Origin of the sequence: Caballeronia sp. dw_19 (assembly GCF_018449515.1) — a bacterium.
Classification (GTDB): domain Bacteria; phylum Pseudomonadota; class Gammaproteobacteria; order Burkholderiales; family Burkholderiaceae; genus Caballeronia.
Window position 1 is genome coordinate 19663 of the sequence record NZ_JAAVUQ010000038.1, and the last position, 22851, is coordinate 42513.

Annotated in this window: 18 protein-coding genes; 7 read left to right on the forward strand and 11 right to left on the reverse strand. The window is 59.8% G+C overall.

What is annotated here, in order from left to right:
* Positions 1 to 215 precede the first annotated feature (215 nt).
* Genes HB376_RS32915 through adeC form a run of 3 tightly spaced genes read left to right on the forward strand, consistent with a single transcriptional unit; the run spans position 216 to position 6004 of the window.
* Positions 216 to 1373, forward strand: a complete 1158-nt coding sequence (locus tag HB376_RS32915; RefSeq protein ID WP_213767838.1) for an efflux RND transporter periplasmic adaptor subunit — start codon at positions 216 to 218, stop codon at positions 1371 to 1373.
* Positions 1374 to 1412: 39 nt separating this feature from the next.
* Positions 1413 to 4559 carry an efflux RND transporter permease subunit gene (locus HB376_RS32920; RefSeq protein WP_213767839.1) on the forward strand — a complete coding sequence of 1049 codons (3147 nt, stop codon included), beginning with the start codon at positions 1413 to 1415 and terminating at the stop codon, positions 4557 to 4559.
* Positions 4556 to 6004, forward strand: coding sequence for an AdeC/AdeK/OprM family multidrug efflux complex outer membrane factor (gene adeC, locus HB376_RS32925; protein ID WP_213767840.1), 1449 nt, complete (start codon positions 4556 to 4558; stop codon positions 6002 to 6004). Before HB376_RS32920 ends, adeC begins: the two co-directional genes overlap by 4 nt.
* Positions 6005 to 6091: 87 nt before the next feature.
* Here adeC and HB376_RS32930 read toward each other — a convergent pair whose 3' ends face one another.
* The gene (locus tag HB376_RS32930) at positions 6092 to 7126 is read right to left on the reverse strand and encodes an NAD(P)-dependent alcohol dehydrogenase (protein ID WP_213767841.1); all 1035 of its coding nucleotides are present in this window, start codon (positions 7124 to 7126) and stop codon (positions 6092 to 6094) included.
* A gap of 327 nt (positions 7127 to 7453) precedes the next feature.
* Between HB376_RS32930 and HB376_RS32935 the strand changes: the two genes are divergently transcribed.
* The 4 genes from HB376_RS32935 to HB376_RS32950 all read left to right on the forward strand — a co-directional run bounded on the left by HB376_RS32935 (position 7454) and on the right by HB376_RS32950 (position 11356).
* Positions 7454 to 8383 (forward strand): LysR family transcriptional regulator, encoded by a 930-nt coding sequence (locus HB376_RS32935; protein WP_213767842.1) that lies wholly within the window; start codon positions 7454 to 7456, stop codon positions 8381 to 8383.
* A gap of 189 nt (positions 8384 to 8572) precedes the next feature.
* Complete coding sequence (locus HB376_RS32940; RefSeq protein ID WP_213767843.1) at positions 8573 to 10144, forward strand: MFS transporter; 1572 nt, start codon at positions 8573 to 8575, stop codon at positions 10142 to 10144.
* 556 nt (positions 10145 to 10700) lie between these two features.
* Entirely contained in the window at positions 10701 to 10883 is a 183-nt protein-coding gene (locus HB376_RS32945; RefSeq protein ID WP_213767844.1) for a hypothetical protein, read from the forward strand.
* 230 nt (positions 10884 to 11113) lie between these two features.
* Positions 11114 to 11356 carry a hypothetical protein gene (locus tag HB376_RS32950; protein ID WP_213767845.1) on the forward strand — a complete coding sequence of 81 codons (243 nt, stop codon included), beginning with the start codon at positions 11114 to 11116 and terminating at the stop codon, positions 11354 to 11356.
* Positions 11357 to 11569: 213 nt separating this feature from the next.
* Here HB376_RS32950 and HB376_RS32955 read toward each other — a convergent pair whose 3' ends face one another.
* The 10 genes from HB376_RS32955 to HB376_RS33000 form a co-directional block, all read right to left on the reverse strand.
* Positions 11570 to 12604: a LysR family transcriptional regulator gene (locus tag HB376_RS32955; RefSeq protein WP_213767846.1), complete on the reverse strand. Its 1035-nt coding sequence runs from the start codon at positions 12602 to 12604 to the stop codon at positions 11570 to 11572.
* Positions 12605 to 12633: 29 nt separating this feature from the next.
* A complete protein-coding gene (locus HB376_RS32960) occupies positions 12634 to 13332 on the reverse strand; it encodes a gamma-glutamylcyclotransferase (protein WP_213767847.1) in 699 nt (232 codons plus the stop codon).
* Positions 13333 to 13885: 553 nt separating this feature from the next.
* Entirely contained in the window at positions 13886 to 14446 is a 561-nt protein-coding gene (locus tag HB376_RS32965) for a DUF3331 domain-containing protein (RefSeq protein ID WP_213767848.1), read from the reverse strand.
* A 572-nt stretch (positions 14447 to 15018) separates the two neighbouring features.
* Entirely contained in the window at positions 15019 to 16317 is a 1299-nt protein-coding gene (locus HB376_RS32970) for a sodium:proton antiporter (protein ID WP_213767849.1), read from the reverse strand.
* Positions 16318 to 16667: 350 nt separating this feature from the next.
* Positions 16668 to 17498, reverse strand: a complete 831-nt coding sequence (locus HB376_RS32975) for an alpha/beta hydrolase (RefSeq protein ID WP_213767850.1) — start codon at positions 17496 to 17498, stop codon at positions 16668 to 16670.
* Complete coding sequence (locus HB376_RS32980; RefSeq protein WP_213767851.1) at positions 17495 to 18793, reverse strand: amidohydrolase family protein; 1299 nt, start codon at positions 18791 to 18793, stop codon at positions 17495 to 17497. The genes HB376_RS32975 and HB376_RS32980 overlap by 4 nt, the downstream gene beginning before the upstream one ends.
* A 115-nt stretch (positions 18794 to 18908) precedes the next feature.
* The gene (locus HB376_RS32985) at positions 18909 to 20078 is read right to left on the reverse strand and encodes a Gfo/Idh/MocA family oxidoreductase (RefSeq protein ID WP_213767852.1); all 1170 of its coding nucleotides are present in this window, start codon (positions 20076 to 20078) and stop codon (positions 18909 to 18911) included.
* The gene (locus HB376_RS32990; protein ID WP_213767853.1) at positions 20071 to 20853 is read right to left on the reverse strand and encodes a sugar phosphate isomerase/epimerase; all 783 of its coding nucleotides are present in this window, start codon (positions 20851 to 20853) and stop codon (positions 20071 to 20073) included. Before HB376_RS32990 ends, HB376_RS32985 begins: the two co-directional genes overlap by 8 nt.
* A gap of 57 nt (positions 20854 to 20910) precedes the next feature.
* Positions 20911 to 21780 (reverse strand): carbohydrate ABC transporter permease, encoded by an 870-nt coding sequence (locus HB376_RS32995; protein ID WP_213767854.1) that lies wholly within the window; start codon positions 21778 to 21780, stop codon positions 20911 to 20913.
* Positions 21777 to 22721: a sugar ABC transporter permease gene (locus tag HB376_RS33000; protein WP_213767855.1), complete on the reverse strand. Its 945-nt coding sequence runs from the start codon at positions 22719 to 22721 to the stop codon at positions 21777 to 21779. Before HB376_RS33000 ends, HB376_RS32995 begins: the two co-directional genes overlap by 4 nt.
* Positions 22722 to 22851: the final 130 nt, after the last annotated feature.

A 22851-nucleotide genomic window follows, 5' to 3' on the forward strand; every position in this document is an offset into this window, starting at 1 on the left:
CGCGGCGTCTCTTTTTATCTTCGAGCTCCCCTGAAATTCATTCTGGTTTCGTCCCATGCGGTAGTCCGTGCTCAATCAGTGACCCAAGCCGAACGGCAGGCGTGCCTGCTGCCGGCGCCCCTGTCTAACGCGTCGGACGACCCGCGCGAGCTCCCTTGTGGACGGTCCGGGTGCTGGACGTATCCCGCAGTCTTTCAATCATCTAGGAAATCGCAATGCAACGATCGCGTAGCACGCGTGCTTTGATTCCGGGCATGTTGGGAATTGCCCTCGTCACGCTCGCCGGATGCGGCAAACAAGAACAAGCCGCGAAGGCAGCGCCGCCGCAGCAAGTCAGCGTCGTCACCGTGGCGTCCGAGCCGGTCGTCATCGAATCCGTGCTGCCGGGCCGTACCGCGGCGTTCCGCTCGGCTGAAGTCCGGCCGCAGGTCGATGGAATCATCCAGCAGCGCCTGTTCAAGGAAGGCAGCGAGGTCAAGCAGGGGCAGCAGTTGTATCAGATCGACCCGGCAACCTACGACGCCACCTACAAAAGCGCGCAAGCCACGCTGGAATCGAGCAAGCTGCTTGCGCAACGCTACGGCAAGCTGGTTGCCGACGAAGCGGTCAGCAAGCAGGCCGCCGCCGAAGCCAGGGCTTCCTGGCTACAGGCGCAAGCGGCCATGGAGCGCGCCGAGATCAACCTGCGCTATACCAAGGTGCTCGCGCCGATCTCCGGCCGTGTGGGACGCTCGAACGTGACCGAGGGCGCGCTCGCGGTCAACGGCCAGTCCACGGCGTTTGCGACCGTGCAGCAGATCGACCCGATCTATGTGGATGTCACCCAGCCTTCGGCTACGCTGCTGCGCCTGCGCGCGGAACTCGCCGCGGGCAAGCTCGAAAACGCGGGTAACAACGCCGCCAGGGTCACCCTGAAACTGGAAGACGGCAGTGTGTACCCCGTCGCGGGCCGGCTTGAATTCTCCGAAGTGTCGGTTGACCAGAGCACGGGCTCGGTCACGCTGCGCGCCGTGTTCCCTAACCCGAACCATGTACTGCTGCCGGGCATGTTCGTGCATGCGCGTTTGAGCGAAGGCGTGAAATCCAACGCGATTCTGGCGCCCCAAGTCGGCGTGACGCGCGACCTGAAGGGGCAGCCCACCGCGCTCGTGGTCAATGAGAAAGACGAAGTCGAGATGCGTTCGCTGACGACTGATCGCGCGATTGGCGACAAATGGCTGGTCACGTCGGGCCTGAACGCCGGCGACCGGATCATTGTCGATGGCTTGCAGTTCGTCCGTCCGGGCGCCAAGGTCAATCCGGTTCCGGCAGCAAGCCCGGCAACCGCGGTTACCCCGTCGGCAAGCGACGCCGCGTCCGTCACCAAATCGTGATGGCGCGCTGACCGGCCAGATCGGGGATAAGGATTCTTCATGTCAAAATTTTTCATCAACCGTCCCATTTTTGCCTGGGTGATCGCGCTGGTCATCATGCTGGCGGGCGTGCTGGCGATCCGCTCGCTGCCGATCAACCAGTATCCGGCCATCGCGCCGCCGACCATCGCGATTTCGGTCAATTACCCGGGCGCGTCGGCTGAGACGGTGCAGGACACGGTCGTGCAAGTGATCGAGCAACAGCTCAATGGTCTCGACCGCTTGCGTTATATCTCGTCGGAAAGCAACTCCGACGGCAGCATGACCATTACCGCGACGTTCGAGCAAGGCACCAATCCGGATACCGCGCAGGTTCAGGTTCAGAACAAGCTGGCGCTTGCCGCGCCGCTTTTGCCGCAAGAGGTGCAGCAGCAGGGCATCCGCGTGACGAAGTCGGTTCGCAACTTCCTCGTGATCGTGGGCCTGGTGTCAACGGATCCGAAAGTCGCGCGCGAGGATCTGGCGAACTACATTGTGTCGAACATTCAGGACCCGCTTTCGCGCACTTACGGCGTAGGCGATTTCCAGGTGTTCGGATCGCAGTACGCCATGCGCGTCTGGATGGATCCGGCCAGGCTGCAAAGCTATCAGCTGACGCCCATCGACGTGAGCAACGCCATCAAGGCGCAGAACGTTCAGATTGCGTCCGGCCAGCTCGGCGGTCTGCCTGCTGTCAGCGGACAGCAGCTCAACGCTTCAGTGATCGGCAAGACGCGCCTGCAAACGAGCGAGCAGTTCGGCAACGTGCTGCTGAAGGTGAATCCGGACGGCTCGCAAGTGCGCCTGAAAGACGTCGCTCGTGTGGGGCTCGGCGGGCAGGACTACAACATCAATGCACAGTACAACGGCCAGCCGGCATCGGGCATTGCGGTGCGTCTGGCAAGCGGCGCCAACGCGCTGCAAACGGTCAAGGCGATCCGCGCGACGCTCGACGAATTGCAGCCGTTCTTTCCGGCTGGCATGAAGGTGGTGTACCCGTACGACACCACGCCGGTGATCGCGGGTTCCATTCACGAAGTGATCAAGACGCTGCTGGAAGCGGTCGTCCTGGTGTTCCTCGTGATGTACCTGTTCCTGCAGAATATTCGCGCGACGCTGATCCCGACCATCGCCGTGCCGGTGGTGTTGCTCGGCACGTTCGGCGTGCTCGCGGCGTTCGGTTACTCGATCAACACGCTGACCATGTTCGGCATGGTGCTGGCAATCGGCTTGCTGGTCGATGACGCCATTGTGGTGGTGGAAAACGTCGAGCGCGTGATGGCGGAGGAAGGGCTTTCGCCACGCCAGGCGGCATTGAAGTCGATGGGGCAAATTCAGGGCGCGCTGGTGGGCATTGCCATGGTGCTGTCGGCGGTGTTCCTGCCCATGGCGTTCTTCGGCGGCTCCACGGGCGTGATCTATCGCCAATTCTCGATCACCATTGTCTCTTCGATGGTGCTCTCGGTCCTCGTCGCACTCGTGCTCACGCCGGCGCTGTGCGCGACCATGCTCAAGCCGATCGACAAGGGCGAGCACGGCGAGCATAAGCGCGGCTTTTTCGGCTGGTTCAACCGCAAGTTCAACTCGACCACGCGGAGCTATGAGCGCGGTGTGAAGGGCATCTTGCAGCGTCGCGTGCGCTTTCTCGTGCTGTACGTTGCGATTGTCGCGCTGATGGCCTTCCTGTTCACGCGCATCCCGACTTCGTTTCTGCCGGAAGAAGATCAGGGCGTGTTGTACGCCCAAGTGCAAACGCCGCCGGGCGCAACCGCCGAGCGCACGCAGAAGGTGCTCGACCAGATGCGCGACTACTTGCTGAAAGAAGAGGGCGACGTGGTCGATTCGCTCTTCACGGTGAACGGCTTCAACTTTGCCGGACGCGGTCAGAATTCGGGTCTTGCCTTTATCCTGATGAAGCCGTGGGCCGAACGCACCGGCGCCCACAGCAGCGTGTTCGATCTCACCGCGCGCGCTCAGGCCAAGTTCGGGGCGTTCCGCGATTCCATGGCGTTTGCATTCGCGCCGCCCGCCGTGCAGGAACTCGGCAATGCGACCGGCTTCGATTTGTATTTGCAGGATCGTGCCGGCCTCGGCCACGTTGCGCTCATGAACGCTCGCGACAAGTTCCTGATGCTGGCGTCGAAGAATCCGGTGCTGCAGCGCGTGCGTCCGAACGGTCTTAACGATCAGCCGCAATACCTGCTCGACATCGATGACGAAAAAGCGCGCGCGCTCGGCGTTTCGCTGGCGGATATCAACAACACGGTGTCGATTGCGTGGGGTTCGAGCTACGTCAATGACTTTATTGACCGTGGCCGCGTGAAGCGCGTCTATTTGCAGGGCCAGCCCGATTCGCGGATGAATCCGGACGACATCGACAAATGGTTCGTGCGCAACGAGAAGGGCGCGATGGTGCCGTTCTCGGCGTTCGCCACCGGCCGTTGGGGCTATGGTTCGCCGAAGCTTCAGCGCTTTAACGGCGTGCCGGCGGTGGAAGTGCTCGGCGAAGCGGCAGTGGGCCGCAGTTCGGGCGACGCCATGAAAGCCGTCGAAGAAATCATGAAGGAAATGCCGACCGGTATTGGCTACGCGTGGACCGGCTTGTCGTACGAAGAGCGTTTGTCCGGCTCGCAAGCGCCCGCGCTTTATGCGCTCTCGTTGCTGGTGGTGTTCCTCTGTCTCGCCGCGCTTTACGAGAGCTGGTCGATTCCGTTCTCGGTCATGCTGGTCGTGCCGCTGGGCGTGATTGGCGCGCTGATCGCGACGCTGTCGCGCGGCCTGTCGAACGATGTGTTCTTCCAGGTGGGACTGCTCACGACCATCGGTTTGTCGGCGAAGAACGCCATTTTGATTGTTGAGTTCGCGAAGGAATTGCACGACCAGGGCAAGGGTCTTGTGGACTCCGCGGTCGAGGCGTGCCGCATGCGGCTGCGTCCGATCGTGATGACCTCGCTCGCGTTCGTGCTCGGCGTGGTGCCGCTCGCGATCTCCACCGGCGCGGGCGCCGGCAGCCAGCATGCGATCGGCACGGGTGTGATCGGTGGCATGGTGACCGCCACGGTCCTCGCTATTTTCTGGGTGCCTCTGTTCTTCGTGGCGGTCGGTTCGCTGTTCAAGCGCAAGCCGAGCGCCGGCGAAAGCCCCATCAAATCGGAAGCGCTCCAATGAAAAAACACGTTATTAGCGTAGCCGCTTCGGCGTGCTTCCTGGCGCTCGCCGGTTGCAGCCTGATTCCCCGGTACGAGCGTCCGGCGGCTCCCGTCGATGCCGCTTATCCGCAGGGTGCGGCGTACGACTCGGCCAGTGTCAGTATCCAGACGCTGCCGGCCGCCGACCTTGGCTGGCGCGAGTTCTTCGCCGATCCGCGCTTGCGCCGGCTGATCGAAACCGCGCTTGCCAACAACCGCGATCTTCGCGTGGCCGCGCTCAACGTCGACGCTTACCGCGCGCAGTACCGCATTCAGCGCGCGGATTTGTTCCCCGAGGTCGACGCGGGGGCCTCCGGTTCGCGCCAGAGCGCGCCGGCAAGCGTGTCGCCCGCCGGACAGCGCGCGATTAGCAGCAACTATGGCGTATCGCTTGGCACCACGGCATGGGAACTGGACCTGTTCGGCCGTGTGCGCAGCCTGAGCACGGCCACGCTGGAAAACTACTTCGGCAGCCAGGAAGCCATGCGCAGTGCGCGAATTGCGCTGGTCGCAAGCGTGGCCGATGCTTATCTGACCCTGCGCGCCGACGAAGCACTCTTGCAACTGACGCGCGACACGCTCGACGCCTACGCGCACACGTATCGCCTGACCCAGCGCAGTTATGAGGAAGGCGTGGCGTCGCGGATCGATGTGCGCCAGTCGCAAACCAGCGTCGAGACCGCTCGCGCCAGTCTGGCACGCTACACGCGGCAGGTCGCGCAAGACCGGAATGCGCTGTTGCCGTTGCTCGGCACGAGTTCCCTGCCGGCCGATTTGCCGGCCGGTCTGGATCTCGATCAGCCGATGATCGCGGCCTTTCCCGCCGGCGTGCCGTCGGAACTGCTGCAAAGCCGCCCGGACATCCTGGCGGCCGAGCATCAGCTTTTGTCGGCGAATGCGAACATTGGCGCGGCGCGGGCCGCGTTCTTTCCGAGCATCAGCCTGACCGCGTCGGCGGGCACGGCGAGCAACCAGCTTTCCGGCCTGTTCGACGCAGGGTCGGGCACCTGGTTGTTCCAGCCGCATATCAATTTGCCACTGTTCACGGCGGGCAGCTTGCAGGCGAGCCTGGACTACGCGCGAATCCAGAAGGACATAAACGTGGCGCGCTACGAGCGTTCGATCCAGACGGCGTTCCGCGAAGTCGCGGACGGACTTGCCGCACGCGGGACATTCGGCGAGCAGTTGCAAGCGCAAATGCGCCTTGTCGATGCTACCCAGGACTACTACACACTCGCGGAGAAACGCTACCGCACAGGTGTGGACAATTACCTGACGTTGCTCGACGCCCAACGCCAGTTGTTCAGCGCAAAGCAGGTTCTGATTGGCGACCGGCTCAACCAGTTGAGCAGCGAAGTGAATCTGTATAAGGCGCTTGGCGGAGGATGGAAGGACGCAGCAGTGGCGGCAACGCCGGCCTTGTAGGGCTGCATGCGCTTTCAAGCTGCTTCCGGCCGCTTCCGAGCAACAATGAACGGCGCGGCGCAGGGTTCTCCCCGCGCCGCGCCGTTTTCAATTCATGCACGCTTCGCGGACCTTCACGACGATCTTGCCGAAGGCGCCGCGCTTCAGGTGAGCGAAGGCTTCCTTGACTTCGGAGAACGAGTACGACGCGTCGATGACTGGCTTGAGCCCGCGTACATCGACTGCGCGGATCAAATCTTCGAGTACACGACGTGGACCCACTGCAATCGCAACAATCGAAACACGGCTGCCAAGCATCGGCATGATGGGCAAGGTCACCGAATCCGACTCCAGCAGGCCAATGATCGAGATGCGGCCGCCGGGAGCCACAGCCTGAAGCGAAAGGCCGAGATTATCGCCGCCAGCCATCTCAAGGATATGCTCGGCTCCGCGACCGTCTGTCAGCCGGCGTACTTCGTTTTGCCAGTCAGGATGCGTATTGCGGTTGATGCCGTGCGTTGCACCCAGTTCCTTGGCGCGTGCAATCTTGCTGTCGCTGGTAGTCGTCACGATGACGCGTGCGCCGTTCGCCGCGGCAATCTGGATCGCAAAGAGTGACACCCCACCTGTTCCCTGAACGACGACCGTCTGACCCGCGTGCAGATTACCTTCCTCGATAAGCGCCATCCAGGCGGTCAGTGCTGCTACCGGTAGGGTGCTTGCCTCTTCCGGGGTCATCGACTTCGGAGCGAGTACGCACCACTCGGCAGGCGTCGCAACATACTCGGCCAGCATGCCTGGAATCGGGCCGCCTTGCGTGGGCGAATCCGCCCACGACAACGGCGCGCCATCGACCCAATTCGCGATATAGGTCGAGATGACCTTGTCGCCCACCGAGAAACGCGTGACACCTTCGCCGAGTGCAACAACGCGGCCCGTCATGTCGGAGGCCGGGGTAAACGGAAAGTTGAGGTCCGAGCCCATGCCATCTGCGGCGACCACCAGATCACGATAATTCAGCGAAACCGCTTCGACCTCGACGAGGATTTCTCCAGCCTTGGGGGTAGGGCGTGCGACTGTATTCAGCGCGAGCTTGTCAACGCCGTAGGCGGGGATTTCCCAGCGCTTCATGGTTTCGGACATCAGAGGTACTCCGGAGTAGTCAGGGGAGGGGTATGGGCTGGAGGCGTTAGCTTCATGCCCATACGTAAAGATCGTAAAGATCAAAGTGGCTGCAATGTATCTGTCGGCTCCCCTTAGATAAATGCACTAAAGTCGAATTGATTTTTCGTCTCCATCTGACAAAGGAGTGCGCTCCATACACTTGAACCACCAAACGCTGAGCAGGGAATTGTCCGGCGGCGACGGACAATCAATTCTCCAACGCTCGCTTTTACCGGTCTGCGTAAGGCTTTAAACTACGCGTGCCCCGCTGTCTCCTTCGCGGGCAACATCAACAAGGAGAAGACAATGGTCCAGCGTGCCGATGTCTCGGTAGCCGAAATATCTTCATTTGAGGCGGTGGTGCGCACTGGAAGCTTTACGGGAGCGGCTGAACTTCTGGGCATCAGTAAGTCGAGCGTTGGCAAGAATATCCAGCGTCTTGAAGAACGTCTTGCGACACGGCTCTTCCAACGAACGACCCGCGCCGTCAGGCTCACCGCGGACGGAGAAACCTATCTGCGTGCGACGCAGGTCGCCTTGCGCAGCCTTCGCGAAGCGGAGCAGGAGATTGCCGCGAGCAAGGATGAAATAGCCGGGCGCGTGAGGCTCAACCTGCCCGCCTCGTTTGGAAGACTCTTCTTTCCGGCTTTGCATGCGCTGCGCCGCCGGTACCCCAAGCTGACGCTCGACCTCGCGTTCAGCGACCGCATGTCCGACCCTGTTGCAGACGGCTGGGACATCGTGGTCCGCGTCGGAGAGCTGTCAGCGACCAGCGATATGGTCGTGCGCAAGCTGTGCGACACGCGCTTTGGTCTCTACGCTTCACCCGGCTATATTGCGGAACGCGGAGAGTTGAAGTCTGTAGCGGACCTGGATGACCACGACGCCATCATCTTCCGGGGGTCGTCGGGGCGTCTGAATCCGTGGATGTTGAACGACGGCGGTTATGTGCGGCACATCGCTCCTGACGCGGCCATCGTGCTGGAAGACGGGGAGGTGCTCATTGATGCTCTGGTCAACGGAATGGGTATTTCACAACTCCTTGACCGGATAGCGCAGCCACACGTGGAGGCGGGACGGTTGCGACACCTCCTTCCTGATGCCGACGTCGATGGTCCGCCGGTTCACGCGCTCATTCCTTCTGGCCAGAAGATGGCGTCCAGAACGCGCGTCGTGCTGAACGATCTTGCCGACGACGTGAAGCGTACCTTCGAGCAGAAGCCGAAACATCAGTGAGGTTTGTCGTCGTGGAGCAGCAGGTTTCCGGCCGCAGAAGCTCCACCTGATTGTCAGCCTGACGGAGACGGTCTGGCCACGACAGCGCGGTTTATCTGAAGAGCAATGCATCGCACAATGGCGCCGCTATCTCGCCTTGCATGAACGTCCAATGGCGTTTCGCGTACCCATCTTCAGATACGGCTCTCAATGAACCCTGCAACCTCACACGTCGCCTCACGTCGCGACAAGCTGCTGATTCTGCTCACCGTGTGCCTCGCTGCGGTCCTGTTGCCGCTTGCATTATCTGGCGGTGCGGTGGCGACCCCCGCCATTGGGCGCGATTTGGGCGGAAGCCCGGCGTCCCTGACCTGGGTCACGAATGCCTACATGCTCAGCTTTGGCAGTCTGTTGATGGCAGCCGGCGCACTGGCCGATCAGTTCGGGCGCAAGCGTCTCTTCGTCATTGGACTGGGCGGCTTCATCGTCAGCTCGTTTGCAATCAGCCTTGCCCCTTCGGTTTTCTGGCTCGACATCCTGCGCGCCATACAAGGGATTGTGTCCGCAGCGTCGCTCGCGGCCGGCTCTGCGGCATTAGCCCAGGAGTTCGACGGGCATGCGCGAACCCGAGCGTTCAGCATGCTTGGCACGAGCTTCGGGATTGGACTTGCATTTGGTCCGCTCATGGCCGGGACGCTGATTGAATACTTCGGGTGGCGCTCTCTCTTCATCACGACGGGTGCGATCGCGGCGGTTGCCTTCATGTTCGGCGTGCCGCGCATGCGCGAGTCGCGCGATCCGAACGCTGCGGGACTCGACTACCCGGGCACCATCACTTTCAGCGCGACGCTCGTGCTCTTCACGACCGCCATCATCCAGGCGCCGGAGAGCGGCTGGGGCAGCCCGCTGATTGTCGGCTTGCTCGCGGCTTCCGTGGTGACGCTGGTGGCTTTCATCATGGTGGAGACCCGTGCCCGACGCCCGATGCTCGACCTGAGCCTCTTCAAATACGTGCGCTTCATCGGTGTGCAGATCCTGCCGCTCGGCACCTGCTACAGCTATATCTTGCTGGTGGTCATGCTGCCGCTGCGGCTCATCGGCGCTGAAGGTATGAGCGAAATGGATTCGGGCCTGTTGATGATTGCACTCTCGGCACCCATGCTGGTTGTCCCGATTGCAGTCGCATCGCTCACGCGCTGGGCCTCCCCGGGTGTGCTGTCTGGCCTCGGTTTCCTGATTGCCGCGGCAGGTCTTTACTGGCTGAGCCTGGTTGACTTCAGCGCATCGAAGACAGCACTGCTAATGCCGATGCTCATTATCGGTATTGGCACGGGTATGCCGTGGGGCCTGATGGATGGCCTGTCCGTAAGTGTGGTACCGAATGACCGGGCAGGCATGGCCTCCGGCATCTTCGGCACGACCCGCGTCGCCGGAGAAGGCACGGGACTCGCGATTGGCACCGCAATCCTTGCTGCGCTCGCCAATACGAGCCTCGCGCATCGGGTGCCAGAAGGTGGGCCGGAATTGAGCGCACGGGTGGCCGAAGCTGCGCAGCGGCTGACCAACGGCGACATCGCGGCCGCTGCTGCCGCGCTTCCGGAAGTCAGTCGTCATGCGCTCTCGCTGAGCTATGCCGACGCGTTCGTGGGACTGCTTCACGTGCTGATCGTCATCACGCTGCTTTCTGCTTTCGCGACGTTCGCGTTCCTTAGCCGGACCCGCACGCAGGGCGATGGTTTCGAGCGGGATGAAAAGGGTGTTGAGGCCGCAACGAGTGCCTGAGCTAGTCACAGGACCAGCAGTTTTTTTGTAATCCGACAAATGGCTTTTGATCCTGATCGCCCGCCAGGTGAACCTGAGCGGGCGATAACGCGGTTGATGGGTACATGATCTGGAACGGTTGCGCTCATACACCTTGCGCCGTGAGCCATGCCTGCCACTGCAGCTATCAGACTCGACGTCTTGTATGGCCCATGCCAGCGGTTTGTGCCACCTCGGTGACTGTATAAAGCCGCACGCGAGCCCGCACCCCTCAATTCCCACGCCATAACTCCGCAGTCAGCGCTGCGCACTGCTGCCGGTCAAGCGCCATGATTGTTCGACGGCAAAGAGAAATCAATTCGTTAAACTGATCTTTATCCGATGAGGCAGGGTGATTAAGCTTGTGTTGTCTGGAGGCGAGTTGCCTCCAGAAGCCAACTGAAGGTCATGCCATGACCACGCACTCATTCGTCAATCTGGAGATTCAAATGGTTTCGCGATTTGCTCGCGCATCGTTCGCGTTGATTCTTGCCGCTGCGAGTGGCCGGAGGTTCTGGATATCTTCATGGAGAAAAGAATGGCTATTGCATTGATCGTAGTCGGTTTCCTCGTTACCCTTGTCGGCGGTCCGAGTTTCGTTGACCATGCGTCCAAAACCCAGGTAACGAAGTTTCTGCAGGAAGAGCAATCGTCACAGCAGGGCGCAACACTCACACCCGCCCCGGCAGTTTCCGCGCGGAACGGCAGCAGCACCTCGTAACCGAAGGAAGTCGGATTGTTGGCTCTCTTACCAGGCGCGAGCGTCATTACTCCGGTTTCCCGCGCGCGAAAATAGCCGCGCTGAAACAGCAACGGCATCGGAGTGACCCGGCAAGACGACAAGCGCGCTCGGCAATAGTCACTGTCGATACAGCGTCAAAGCTGCCGCGTACCCGTTGAATCCTGCGTAGCGGCACCCGCCGGGCTCACCACGACCGGAACAAATTCATCATGGAACATTCTTTATTGGCATTTGGCAAGGCTGCGGGCGGCTTCGCCACAACGCCCAAACTCATCGATCACGAAGAGTGCTTCGTCTGCGGCTCGATCGATGTGTCTATCGCGGGTCAGGATCACGCGTCGGGCCTGGAGTTCGTGCCCGGCGAGCGCGCGAAGGCGGCCGGCGGCGTTATGGTGGCGCCCTCGATCGTCGTCGAGTGCCATAGCTGCGGCGTGATATACACGCTCGGCTAGCCGACTAACATGGCTCATCGTCTTCCATATGTCAAGTAATCCTAACGTCTGAGATGTCCAGTGTCGCTTTCATTGCAGTACCTTAGCGCGTACGCGCCAACAGGAAAAATTAATCTGTTTTCGATGTTGGCATCGTCCACTTAAGCACCGCGAAGATAAATCAAGTGGGTTCGACAAGACAATTCGATCATATCGAATTGTCCGGGGGGATTCTTATTCGAAGGCGCTCGTGACCATGTCTCGGGCATGGACATCAGAAAGCCTTGTTGGTCCGGTAGGCGACGTGCCCCCAATCGAGTGCAAAACGCTGACCGGTAGCTGAAGGTCGCCGGACGGGGTCACGCCCTTGCGCAGCAACTGGCATCGTTCGAAGAGCTCAGCAATCCACTCGACGAAGACGCGCACCTGCGGCGAAAGATGGCGGTTTGCGGGGTACACCGCGGAGACTGGAAAAGGCTGCCGGCGCCACTTTGGCAGAACCTCGATCAGTGCGCCTGACGCAAGATGCGGCAGCGCGAGAAAGTGCGGGACCTGGATCAATCCGTGCCCTTGCAGGCCGCATTGGAGGTAGGCATCCCCATCGTTTGCAGCGAGCTTTGAGCGCATTCTGATTTCAACTGGTTTGCCGTCCACCACGAAGTCCATCTCAACTATCCGGCCGTTGCGGCTCGAGAAATAGTTCACCGCGCAATGGTCTTTAAGGTCATTGAGTGCGAGAGGCGCACCATGCTGTGCCAGATAGGACGGGCTTGCGACTGTAACGAACTCCGACACGCCGACGCGGCGTGCGACCAGCGTCGAATCCTGCAGTGGACCCATGCGGATCGCACAGTCGACACCGTCCTGTACAAGGTCGACCGCCTTGTCACCAACGCCCAGCATCAGGTCGATGTCAGGGTATCGCGCGTGGAACTCGCTGATTGCGGGTACGACCATCAGCCTGCCGAGCGACCCCGGCAGTTCCACTTTGAGCTTTCCTCTCGGCGCGCCGATACTGGAAAATGAGTTTTCGGAGTCTTCAACGTCCGCAAGAATGCGAGAGCAGCGATCGTAGTAGGCGGCGCCGTCCGGCGTGAGGCTGATACGCCGGGTCGTGCGGTTGAGCAGGCGAACCTTCAGATAAGCCTCAAGGTTCTGGACGATGGTCGTCACCGAGGAGCGTGTCATGTCGAGACCGTCGGCGGCGCCGGAGAAGCTATTGCTGTCGACCACGCGAGTGAACACGTGCATTGCCTGAAGTTTATCCATGGTTACTCACTTGGACTGCAAGCCGCGACTCACGCCGTGGCATTGGGCGCACCCTGGGAATCGTGACGCGGGTGCTGATGGAAGCGTTTGAGTTCGCCGGCTAGTGCTTCGATATATCTGTCATGCAGCCCGCACTGCGAAAGCGAGTCATACAGTCTGAAGACATACTCGGCATTACTGCCGATTTGCCCGGTCGCAGCGGCAATCAGGGGCGCGACGGCGCTGATGCATGAATCCGTCCTGTACTGCTCGCCTGCCGTATTCGCGACGAAGGCGATGGCGTGAGTGTGGATGCCGCATTCGAGTGTGACCGACGCCCAGGTCGGACGATAAGAGCCGAGCACCATCTCGCGAATCCAGACTGCCTTGAGGTCCTCGCGCATGGTGTTGGGCGTGAGCCTCAATGCGAGGCCCGTTGTGTGTCCGCCGGCCTCGAGCGCAAGCATCCTTCCCGGCGTCTCCGGGCTGCCTCTACCGATGGTCATCGACAGGCAGAAACTGCGATGCCACTCGTGCAGAGTCGCCACGTCCCTGCGATCGAAATCCACCATCGGATTCCACATGAGCGAGCCGTACGCGAAAATCCACACGTCATTGTTCACGCATGCCGGCTGCTCCTTCAAAGTCTCGGCGAGCGAGGCTTCGATTCGCTCCGACGTCCAGAGGTTCGGTAGTGACCGGAACTTCTCCAGGTAGGCGCCCGAGTCAAGCGCCTGTCTTGTCAGCATCGTTGTTCCGTTCCAGATGGGTGTGCCGCGGCCCCAAAAGGGGCGCAGCATGGCTACGCGTGCCATGGCTGCGCAAGTATGCTGCTCGCACGCCTTGAGATAAACCCGTCGTTTGGAAACGCATTGGCCACTAAAAGCTGACAATTCTTTGTGCGTCGTTCCCTGAAGGCTCTATCGCATCGCGCGGTGGAGAACATAAGAAAACCTCCGGCGGCTGGCAGCCTCTGAGGCTGAACTAAATGCGGCTGCCACAGAAGAAAAGCATGCGCGTCCGGTGGGTGAAATAAGTTTTCTCATTGCACGGAACGATCGCATTTGCCAGATTGACCCCCGCACGACATCAGGCGAGAGTCGTAACTCGAGTGTCGGTATCGACTTACGGGTTCGTCGGGCGCGCCGGATAATGCCATGGCGTTCGACGGTTCCCATTCCAACGGACGCATGCTAGCCGGAAGGAAGGCCGGCTAGCCCATGGCACCGCAAAACGGGCCAGTCGCTGCTTCTCTGTCCCGGGAGTTGGCCACACCCCGGGACAGCGAGTCGTTACGCTCGCTCACCCGTCGCCTACCTTCCGAAGTGCGGACGCTCGAATCATCGCGTCGCCATTGAGGGGCTGGACCAGGCCCCGGGTCCTGGGCTTGTATACCGAATCACCTCTGCTAATGTGTTCTCCCGACAGCGCGCACTGACCAGAGTGGCGTGCAAGAGCAGGGGACCAAACCTGCTCTTCATAGTTGCAAAGCGTTGGGTCGTGCCAGGAGACGACCACGAGATTGTTAGCCAGGTATTCGAGGACGTTTACGGTAAAACTCCGGGCGTTGGGGTCGTATGCCGGCTGTCTCGCCGACAGATGTTTCAATTGGAGACATGCGAGTTCCTCACGGAACTCTTCCGGAACGGCGGCGAAGTGCAGGAGCGCAGACAGCGTGCGTACCCACGGGTCCGTACCAGCCGGCAGCGCACCGCCGAAAGCCGGACGACGATGACCGACTCGGCCAGGGCCGGCCGTGTATGACCGTGGAGGGCACGCAGGCTGGAGGCTGGCAGGAGTGTGCACCGAGGCTGTTTCCAAAAGAGGCTCCTCGCAAGCATTGCAGGGTTCATTTTTTAACATCACTTCCTCTCATCAGGTAATAGTCGAAGCGGTTATCGAACACCATGAGAAAAAGCCACAGCGGCTATTGACGGCAGACTTTGGAAAAGGCCATGGTTCGCCGGTAGACGCTCTTGTTGAGCGAGGAAACGAAGGTACACGCGATATAGGCGTTACAGCCCATGAATAACCAGCTATGCAGAACGTGTGACACGGAGAATTCCTTTTAGACGGTGATGCGTTAAAGGAAAATGGTCAGGAGAAGCGGCCAGCAGGGGAAGGCAAGCCGATCGCGATTCTGCACAGGGGACGGTGAACGGTGTGCGGGATATATCACCTGGTCATCCGGAGCGCATGGGCCGCAATGACTGAAGCGTAGATGGAGCGAGGGGGGGAAGCTATTCTACGGTTGGGTGTAGTGATGCTTCCATAGGGTGTCTTCGATATACGACCGTATAACATAGGTGCCAGGCAGACTGAAGCGCATACGGCCGTATCCAGGGGGAAACGATTAACAGATACTTCACCACCCATATACGGACGTATATACCGGAGAGTGGATGCGGAGGGATTGCCAGGTTCATCATGCCGTTTCAGACGTTTCGCGGTCGCGAACTCGTACCGCTAGCCGTCGTTTCGCGCTTTGCCGATGTCCCGCTGCATCCCGTGAGGTGCCTAACCAGCGAACCGAGAGTAGTGGCCTGTACGAGTAGGCTGAAAACGACTACCAGGTAGGTGACACCTATAAGCATTTCTCGCCCGGGAAATTCTGGAAGCGATAGAGCCAATGCAATAGAGATACCTCCGCGCAGGCCACCCCAAGTCATGATTTTCACTGAATGGGGATTGACTTCGCGGAAGCTGCGCAGCGTTGCTAGCGGTATTGCCACGCTGATGGCACGTGCCACCAATACGATAGGGATTGTGGCAAGAGCTACCCAGAAGACTTTAATCTCGAACGAAACTGCAATGACCTGTAGCCCGATAAGTGCAAACAGGACGAGGTTCAATAATTCATCGAGGAGACCCCAGAAACCAAACAGATGTTCACGTGTCCGCGCCGACATGGCACGTTTGGAGTTTTGATTTCCAACTACAAGACCCATGACTACCATCGCTAGTGGCGCGGAAACATGCAAAAATTCAGACAGGCTGTATCCCGCGGTCGCGAGCGCAAGGGTCACCACGATCTGGACCGCGTAACTCTCGAGGGCGCGCAGCATTCGAAAGCCACCGTAACCAAGGACCAACCCTACAATTGCGGCACCTCCTACCTCACGAACGAGAGTGGTTGCGGCGTGCGTAGCCGAGAATTCCGTTGCCCCTGTCGCCAGACCAACAAGTGTGACGAACGCAACAACACCGGTCCCGTCATTGAATAGAGACTCACCCGCTATTTTTATCTTGAGGCTCTCGGGCGCACCGGCGTTCTTGAGAACGCTCACGACTGCAATTGGGTCAGTCGGTGAGATGAGAGCGCCGAAGACAAGGCTCCATAACCAGCCAACGGGATGCCCAAGAGTAAAGGTAAGCAGATGAAACCCTGTACCTACTGCGACCGTGGAAATGAGGACGCCGGCGGTGGCGAGCAGGAAGACAGGCAGCTTCACTGTGCGCATCTTCGATAAGTCGACGTGAAGGGCGCTCGCGAACAGAAGGAAACTGAGCAGACCGTGGAAGACCACGTCCGAAAAGTCAATGTTACCTACCAGTCGTCTTGCCTTCGAAACGAAATCGGGGTTCCCGTAGCTTGCGACGAGGAAGCAGAGACTGACTAGAAGACCGACCGCGGTAATACCAAGCGTATCGGGGAGTTTCAGGAATCTCTGGTTTATCAAACCGAAGATTGCGATAAGGGTTAGCAGAACGCCAACCGCTTGGAACATCGTCATTCACGAGTCTCCGTGTGCCCGGTACGCCGCGTATCCGGGGCTTGGGCTACAAGCTGTCGATAAAAATGACACAGCGCCGTGCTGTGCTCGATGACCCTGAACGTCAGGAGAAGGTACAAGTATGTCCGTCGCCAGGCACCGCCGACGCTTAGGCCACGCGTTACGCGGCCCTGGAGATAGCATTTGTCGAGCGCAAGGATACTCAAACAGCGGCCACAGAAAAACTCCCCGGCGGCGAAAACACATGTCGTTTCCATCGAACAATATTTCTCGGTGGTCGATTATGGAACGTGCAAACCTCTACAAGTCCGTTATCTCGGCGCGAGGCACACGTTCAATGAATCGAAGTATCAGCCGCCCGTCTCGCAGCCCTGAATGCAAGCGGTCAGCAGGTTGGCCATGGGCGTTCCGGGGGTTCCCAACGTACGCACGATCGACATGTGATTTTCGTCGCGGATAGACAGATACCGATCCGGATCGAGTTGGCGGGCCTGATCGTGAAAGGGTGCTGTCTCATGCTCGCCAACTACCAGCAGGGGCATTTTGGCAGGTTCGAAATTGGCATTGAGGGGAGACCAGCCAAAGAGTTCATCTTGCGTCAGGCGGAGTTCAGGCTGGAGAAAACTGCTTGCGACGCAGCGCAGATCGTATAGACCTGAAACGAGCAATAGCGACTGTATTTGCACCGGCCATTTGACGTCATCTAGCGGGCCGTGGGAGACGAGATAACTTGCCAGATGTGCGCCCGCCGAGTGTCCGCTTGCGCTGAGCCGGTCGGGCGAGGCGCCGAGACGCTCGGCATGAGTGACAAGCCAGCGCGCGGCATCGCGCACCTGCCCAACCAGCCGGCCCATGCGGTTCATCGGAAGGTGCGAGTAGTCGACGATTGCCGCAATGGCGCCTGCGTCCAAAATGCTGTCGGCGACAAACGAATAGTCTTTGCGTGAGAATGCTCGCCAATAGCCCCCGTGTACGAACATATGAATAGGATGAGGGCCCGGGCCGGACGGGAAAAAGAGATCCATGCGCTCGCTATCGGCTGCGCCATAAGAAACGTCGATCAGGGACCGCCGCGTTCGCCGGGTCAGCTCGCTGGCGACACGGTAGTCTTCCAGGAACGCGTCGAAGCCGGCGACATGTGCGCGGATGTTCAGCGGGTCTGGAGAGGCTTCGACTATCACCGGTCAGGCACGGAGAAGAGAAGGGCGCTCGACGAGGGACGCGACGAGGAACGCGACGGTGCATGCACGATCCCGTCCTTCATGATCATCGACAGACGCTCGGTCCCGACGAGCACCGACGGATCATTGAAAGGGTTTCCATCGACCAGCAGGATGTCAGCCAATGCCCCCGCCCGCAGAACGCCGAGTTCACCACCGTAGCCCATCAGCTCGCCGCCCACCGCTGTCGCGCTTCTTAGAGCCTCTGCGGGGGTATAGCCGAAAAGGTTGATCAGGTGGCCGATATCTCGCGCGTTCTGGCCCATCGGAGTCAAGGTGAACCCGTAGTCGCCACCGATCACGACGCGAATACCGCGCCGGCGCATTTCCTTGTAAGTCGCGACCGTGTGCTCCATCTTGCGTGGCAACTGCATCCGTTCTGCTGCTTCTCGCGAAAGTCCGACGCGCTCCCCCTCATACAGCGCGTTGTGCAGCAGGCCGACGGCCGGCCCGACGAACACCCGGTCTTTCACACTCTCGAGCATGTCGAGGGCTTCCTCGTCCGCGAAGTCACAGTGGTAAATGCAATCGACGCCTGCCCGCACCGCCCGTTTAACCGATTCGGCCGCGCGACTGTGGCACGCAACCAACTTTCCCCAGTCGTGCGCAATCTCGACACCGGCGCGCAGTTCTGCCTCCGTCATTGAAACCACTTCCGCGCGGGCATGACTGACAAACTCATCACCCGAAACGCAAAATTTGATGTTGTCGACACCCTCGCGACAGCACAGTCGCACGGCCTTGCGAATCTCGTCTTCGCCATCTGCAACGAGACCGAAGCTCTCGGCGTGGATATGTTGCTTGCGCTCGTCACCCAGGCCGCCCGTGACGGTAATTTCCGGTCCGGCTGCCCGATATCGGGGCCCCGCGAGAAAACCATCAGCAATTTCCTGCCGGACGACCACGTCGAGCCGCAGCTTCGCGGACGCGGCCGAAAAACAGGAGGTAAAGCCGTGTTCGAGAAGCAGCGTCGCATTTCTGCATGTACCGAGCAGGTGCTCTTCCGGGGGTATCTCACCGAGATCCTGATTGCGTGCAGGACCCACAAAACTCAGATGACAGTGACCGTCGATCATGCCCGGCATCATGAATCGGCCGCCGCCGTCGACGACATGCGCGGCACGCGCGGGCTCGATCTTTCCTTGCCCCTCGGCGACCGCAGCGATTCGATTTCCTTCGACGAGCACTTCGCCGTCGAACGGGACATCCCGGATGCCGTCCCAGACGATGACATTGCGAAACAGGTAGGCGCTCATGCTTGCCTCAACGGTGAAGGGCGCGGTGAAGGGCGCGACGACTGTCATCGCGCGAAAAAAATTGCATCGAGTTTTCGATGCTCACAAGTGCGTGGCTGCCACGCGCCTGCGAACACTAATTTCCGACGATCCGGGCGATGTCCTCTTCCGATGGCATCCGCGGGAGGGATACGTCTGCCGTCGAGAGCGTCACCGGATGTTGTTCCCGGGCGGAGACCAGGATGCTCTCCATGGCATCCAGCACGTGCAGAACCAGCGTGGGCGACGTGAAGGGCTCACGATCCGTGCGCACGGCGTCTACCAGATCCGCTGCCCCGGCCATCCGATAGTTTGTGAGGACGATCTCGCGGTCCAGCTTGTACTTGTCTTTCACTTTCCAGTGAGGCGCGCCTAGTAGAGACTGTGATGAATCAAACGGAGTCTCGTGTCCGTTCCTGTCGCGAACAATAGCTGTGCCGCCGAACATATTCGGATCGGGAACCACGAGCGTTCCTTCCGTGCCGTAGATCTCGATGGGCGCGCCGCGACCGTGGTGCCACACATCCCAGCTCATCGAGAGACTCGCCGTTACGCCGGAGCTAAATTCGAGCAGCGCATGGTAAGTCGTCGGGGTCCCGACCTGTATCACCTGACCATGATTCCGCCCGTGCGCCGTGACGGTACGTTCTGCGAAGCCCGTGGACGAGATTGCACTGACTGATCGTAGTGGGCCGAGCATGCAGACGAGCGCAGCGATGTAGTAGGGGCCAATATCGAAGACGGGGCCGCCGCCCGGCTGGAAATAGTTTTTCGGCGCGGGATGCCAGTGCTCCATGCCGTGCGTCATAAAGACGGCGGATGCAGAAACGATCTCGCCGATGGCCCCATCGCCCAAGAGTTGCCGGCACTTCCGGTGCGCGGCGCCTAGCAGTGTGTCTGGCGCGCCTGCCAGCTTGCAGCCGTGCTTTCGAGCGGAATCGACGATACGCTTTGCTTCTTCGAGCGTAACGCCGAGCGGCTTTTCGCTGTAGACATGTTTTCCCGCTGCGAAGGCCCGTTCAGATATTTCAGCGTGCGCCGCGGGTGGTGTCAGGTTGACCAGGAACTCGACGTCGTCTCTGCCCAGCAAGGTGTCCAGGTTCATGCCTGGGATTCCGAACTGATCGGAGCGGGCTTTGAGGTTGACGGGATCGTTGTCTACGAGCGCTGCAACCTCGATTGTTGGAAACGCGAGAGACGACGACATATACATGTCGAGCACGTCCCCGCAGCCGATGATGCCGATTTTCGTGCGTCCGTTAGTCATTGCGTTTCGCACCTTTCGAGACGACAAAATCGTGTGCGCGCTGCGCGACGCGGCGCCAGTCAGCCGGGTTGTCGTGCTCGACGACGAGATGATCGGCGGGCGTGGTGGCGAACAGAGGCCAGAGTGCATCCCAGTCCACAATGCCGTCGCCGGGGGGCGTCCAGCCTCCCTCGCCGGACGTACCCGGAGGGGCGGTGTCTTTCAATTGAATCGCGAGAATCCGGGGGGCATATTTCTTTAGCTCTGCGTAAGGATCGGCCCATGCTCGTGTCACCCACGCAAAATCGATTTCAAAACCGACATTTTCTCCGGCCGCTTCGAGCATCAAATCGATCGGCCGGGAGCCATCGTCGAGGGGCCGATATTCGAAGTCGTGGTTGTGCCAGGCAACGCGGAGGTTGTTGGCCTGCGCCAGTTCGGCGCCTTTTGCGAGTTGCTCGCCGATTCGGCGCCACCCGTCCGCGTCGAAGGGGCGCTCTTCCGGCATGACGTAAGGCGGGATCATCAGCGGTGAATCCCCCAGGGTGTGCGCGATGTCGATATACCTCATCGGCTCTTCGATGAGGCCCTTCAACGGCATATGAAAACCAAGGCACTCGAGCCCTGCATTGTCGATGCGTTTGCGGAACCCTTTGGCGTCGGTGGCGAAGTCTGGCAGCCAGGGTTCGACCGCGTCGTAGCCCATCGCAGCCAGTCCTTCAAGCACATCGTCTTGCGGTGGAAAGTTTCGAGTGGAATACAGCTGAAACGAAAGCTTGTAGGTGGATGGCGTCATGGTGTTGCAATGTCCTGTTTCGGTGATTGAGAAGCGATATAGGTCGATACACGGCGGTCATTTCACGGCGCCCGCGGTTAGTCCCCGCTGCCAATACCGCTGCATGAAGACGAAGACAAGGATGGTTGGCAGGACGCTGATCGTCGCGCCGGTCAGGATGATGGTAAAGAGCGTCTCGCCGCCACTGGCGTTGTGTGCGATGGAGTACCAGTTCGAAAGCCCGACCGTGATCGGCAGGTACTGTGTCGAGTTCAGCACGACGAGCGGCAGGAAGTAGTTGTTCCAGGTCTGTACGAACGACAACAGGAAGACGGTAATCAGGCCGGGCGCCATGAGCCGAAGGGCAATCCTCGAAAAAATCACGAATTCGCTCGCGCCGTCAATACGCGCGGCCTCAAGCAACTCGGTCGGCACGCTTTGCTCGATGTAGACGCGCATCAGGAAAACCCCGGGGACGTAGAGCATCATCGGAAGGATGACCGCCCAGGGCGTATCAACCATGCCTACCTTCGCCAGCATCAGAAAGATTGGGATCGCGAGCACCGTCTGCGGCACCATCAGAGCGCCGAGGATCAGGTTGTAAAGTGCATCACGGCCGGGAAACTTGAACTTGGCAAAGGCATAAGCCGCCATGGCGCAAAGCAAGGTAGCGCCCGACGCGCACACGGTTGAATAGAGGAGCGTGTTGGCTAGCCATCGAAAATAGATGCCACCGTCGTATGCAGCCAGGCCCCGCAAGTTCTGCAGCAGATGAAATTCGCCGAACGAGAGGCCGAAGGTCGTGTACAACTCGCGAGCGTTTTTCGTCGAGGCGATCAGGAGATAGACGATGGGGAAAATCGAATACACCAGCACGCCCGACATCAGCAGCGTGTTCAGGCGCCGGTAGCGGTAAAAGCTTGCCGTTTGGTAGCCAGCCATTGTCATTGCGATTTTCCTTTTTTGCGGCTGCTCAGCCAGAGGAACAGGTAAGACAAAAGACCGGTTATGAGCGCAATCAGAAAGGAGACGGCACCTGCGTAGTTGTACTGTTGACTACGGAACGCCAGGGAGTACGAGAAAATGTTCGGCGTGAAATTGCTGGTGATGACATCGCGCGCCTCGGGCTGCAACAGGAACGGCTCGTTGAACAGTTGCACGGTGCCGATGATCGAAAACAGAAGTGCCGTGATGACGGCGTCACGGATGAGCGGTAATTTGATGTATAGGGCGGCGGTCCACCGGTTCGCCCCGTCGAGTGCGGCAGCCTCCATCAGGTCCTCTGGAACAGCCTGAAGTGCCGCGTGAAAGATGATGAAGTTGTAGCCAAGGTATTGCCACACCGAGATATTGGCTATGGACGTAACAATGTTGCCGCTGCTGAGGAGGTCAGGCGGCCGAATACCGACCATCTGGCATAGCTGTGTGATCAATCCGTAATTGGGACCATAGAGGTATCCCCAAACCAAGGTCGCTATGACGCCCGGAATAGCGTAGGGAATGAAAATACCCACTCGAAAGATAGACGCTCCATGAACCATATCGCTGTCGAGGATCAGCGCAGACAGCAGTGCAGCCCCTATCAGGATCGGTACCATCCAGACGCCGAAGTGCAAAACGTTGAGCACCCCCTCCCAGAAACGTGAATCGTTCAGCGCGCGGACGTAATTCTCCAGGCCGACGAAATGCTGACCGCCGACGATGCCCGTCTTGAAGAGACTCAGGTACCCCGCGTAGAGTGCGGGAAAAATAATGAAGCAAAGAAAGAACAACAAGAATGGAAGTGCGAACAGGTAAGGGGCAAGCCTCAGCTTATCGAAGCGTGCCTTGATAAAGTGGCGACGCGCTGATGCTTCGTGTGCCATATGCTTTTGAACACCTGTGTTCATCAATGACCGCTCCTTGCATCTGGCTACCTGGGTCTGCCGGGTCGTGAAACGATGCAGTCACAGCCCGGCAGGATGTCATCCGAAGAGCCGATTCCGCGTGATGTCAGGGCAAGGCGGAATCGCGTGTTTC

Coding starts and splice junctions, on each gene's coding strand:
- HB376_RS32955 (WP_213767846.1), bottom strand. CDS start 12,604: ATGGATAAACTTCAGGCAATGCACGTGTTCACTCGCGTGGTCGACAGC.
- HB376_RS32995 (WP_213767854.1), bottom strand. CDS start 21,780: ATGACAATGGCTGGCTACCAAACGGCAAGCTTTTACCGCTACCGGCGC.
- HB376_RS32920 (WP_213767839.1), top strand. CDS start 1,413: ATGTCAAAATTTTTCATCAACCGTCCCATTTTTGCCTGGGTGATCGCG.
- HB376_RS32960 (WP_213767847.1), bottom strand. CDS start 13,332: ATGCTGACAAGACAGGCGCTTGACTCGGGCGCCTACCTGGAGAAGTTC.
- HB376_RS32945 (WP_213767844.1), top strand. CDS start 10,701: ATGGCTATTGCATTGATCGTAGTCGGTTTCCTCGTTACCCTTGTCGGC.
- HB376_RS32965 (WP_213767848.1), bottom strand. CDS start 14,446: ATGTTAAAAAATGAACCCTGCAATGCTTGCGAGGAGCCTCTTTTGGAA.
- HB376_RS32950 (WP_213767845.1), top strand. CDS start 11,114: ATGGAACATTCTTTATTGGCATTTGGCAAGGCTGCGGGCGGCTTCGCC.
- HB376_RS32990 (WP_213767853.1), bottom strand. CDS start 20,853: ATGACGCCATCCACCTACAAGCTTTCGTTTCAGCTGTATTCCACTCGA.
- HB376_RS32980 (WP_213767851.1), bottom strand. CDS start 18,793: ATGAGCGCCTACCTGTTTCGCAATGTCATCGTCTGGGACGGCATCCGG.
- adeC (WP_213767840.1), top strand. CDS start 4,556: ATGAAAAAACACGTTATTAGCGTAGCCGCTTCGGCGTGCTTCCTGGCG.
- HB376_RS32935 (WP_213767842.1), top strand. CDS start 7,454: ATGGTCCAGCGTGCCGATGTCTCGGTAGCCGAAATATCTTCATTTGAG.
- HB376_RS33000 (WP_213767855.1), bottom strand. CDS start 22,721: ATGAACACAGGTGTTCAAAAGCATATGGCACACGAAGCATCAGCGCGT.
- HB376_RS32940 (WP_213767843.1), top strand. CDS start 8,573: ATGAACCCTGCAACCTCACACGTCGCCTCACGTCGCGACAAGCTGCTG.
- HB376_RS32985 (WP_213767852.1), bottom strand. CDS start 20,078: ATGACTAACGGACGCACGAAAATCGGCATCATCGGCTGCGGGGACGTG.
- HB376_RS32915 (WP_213767838.1), top strand. CDS start 216: ATGCAACGATCGCGTAGCACGCGTGCTTTGATTCCGGGCATGTTGGGA.
- HB376_RS32930 (WP_213767841.1), bottom strand. CDS start 7,126: ATGTCCGAAACCATGAAGCGCTGGGAAATCCCCGCCTACGGCGTTGAC.
- HB376_RS32970 (WP_213767849.1), bottom strand. CDS start 16,317: ATGACGATGTTCCAAGCGGTTGGCGTTCTGCTAACCCTTATCGCAATC.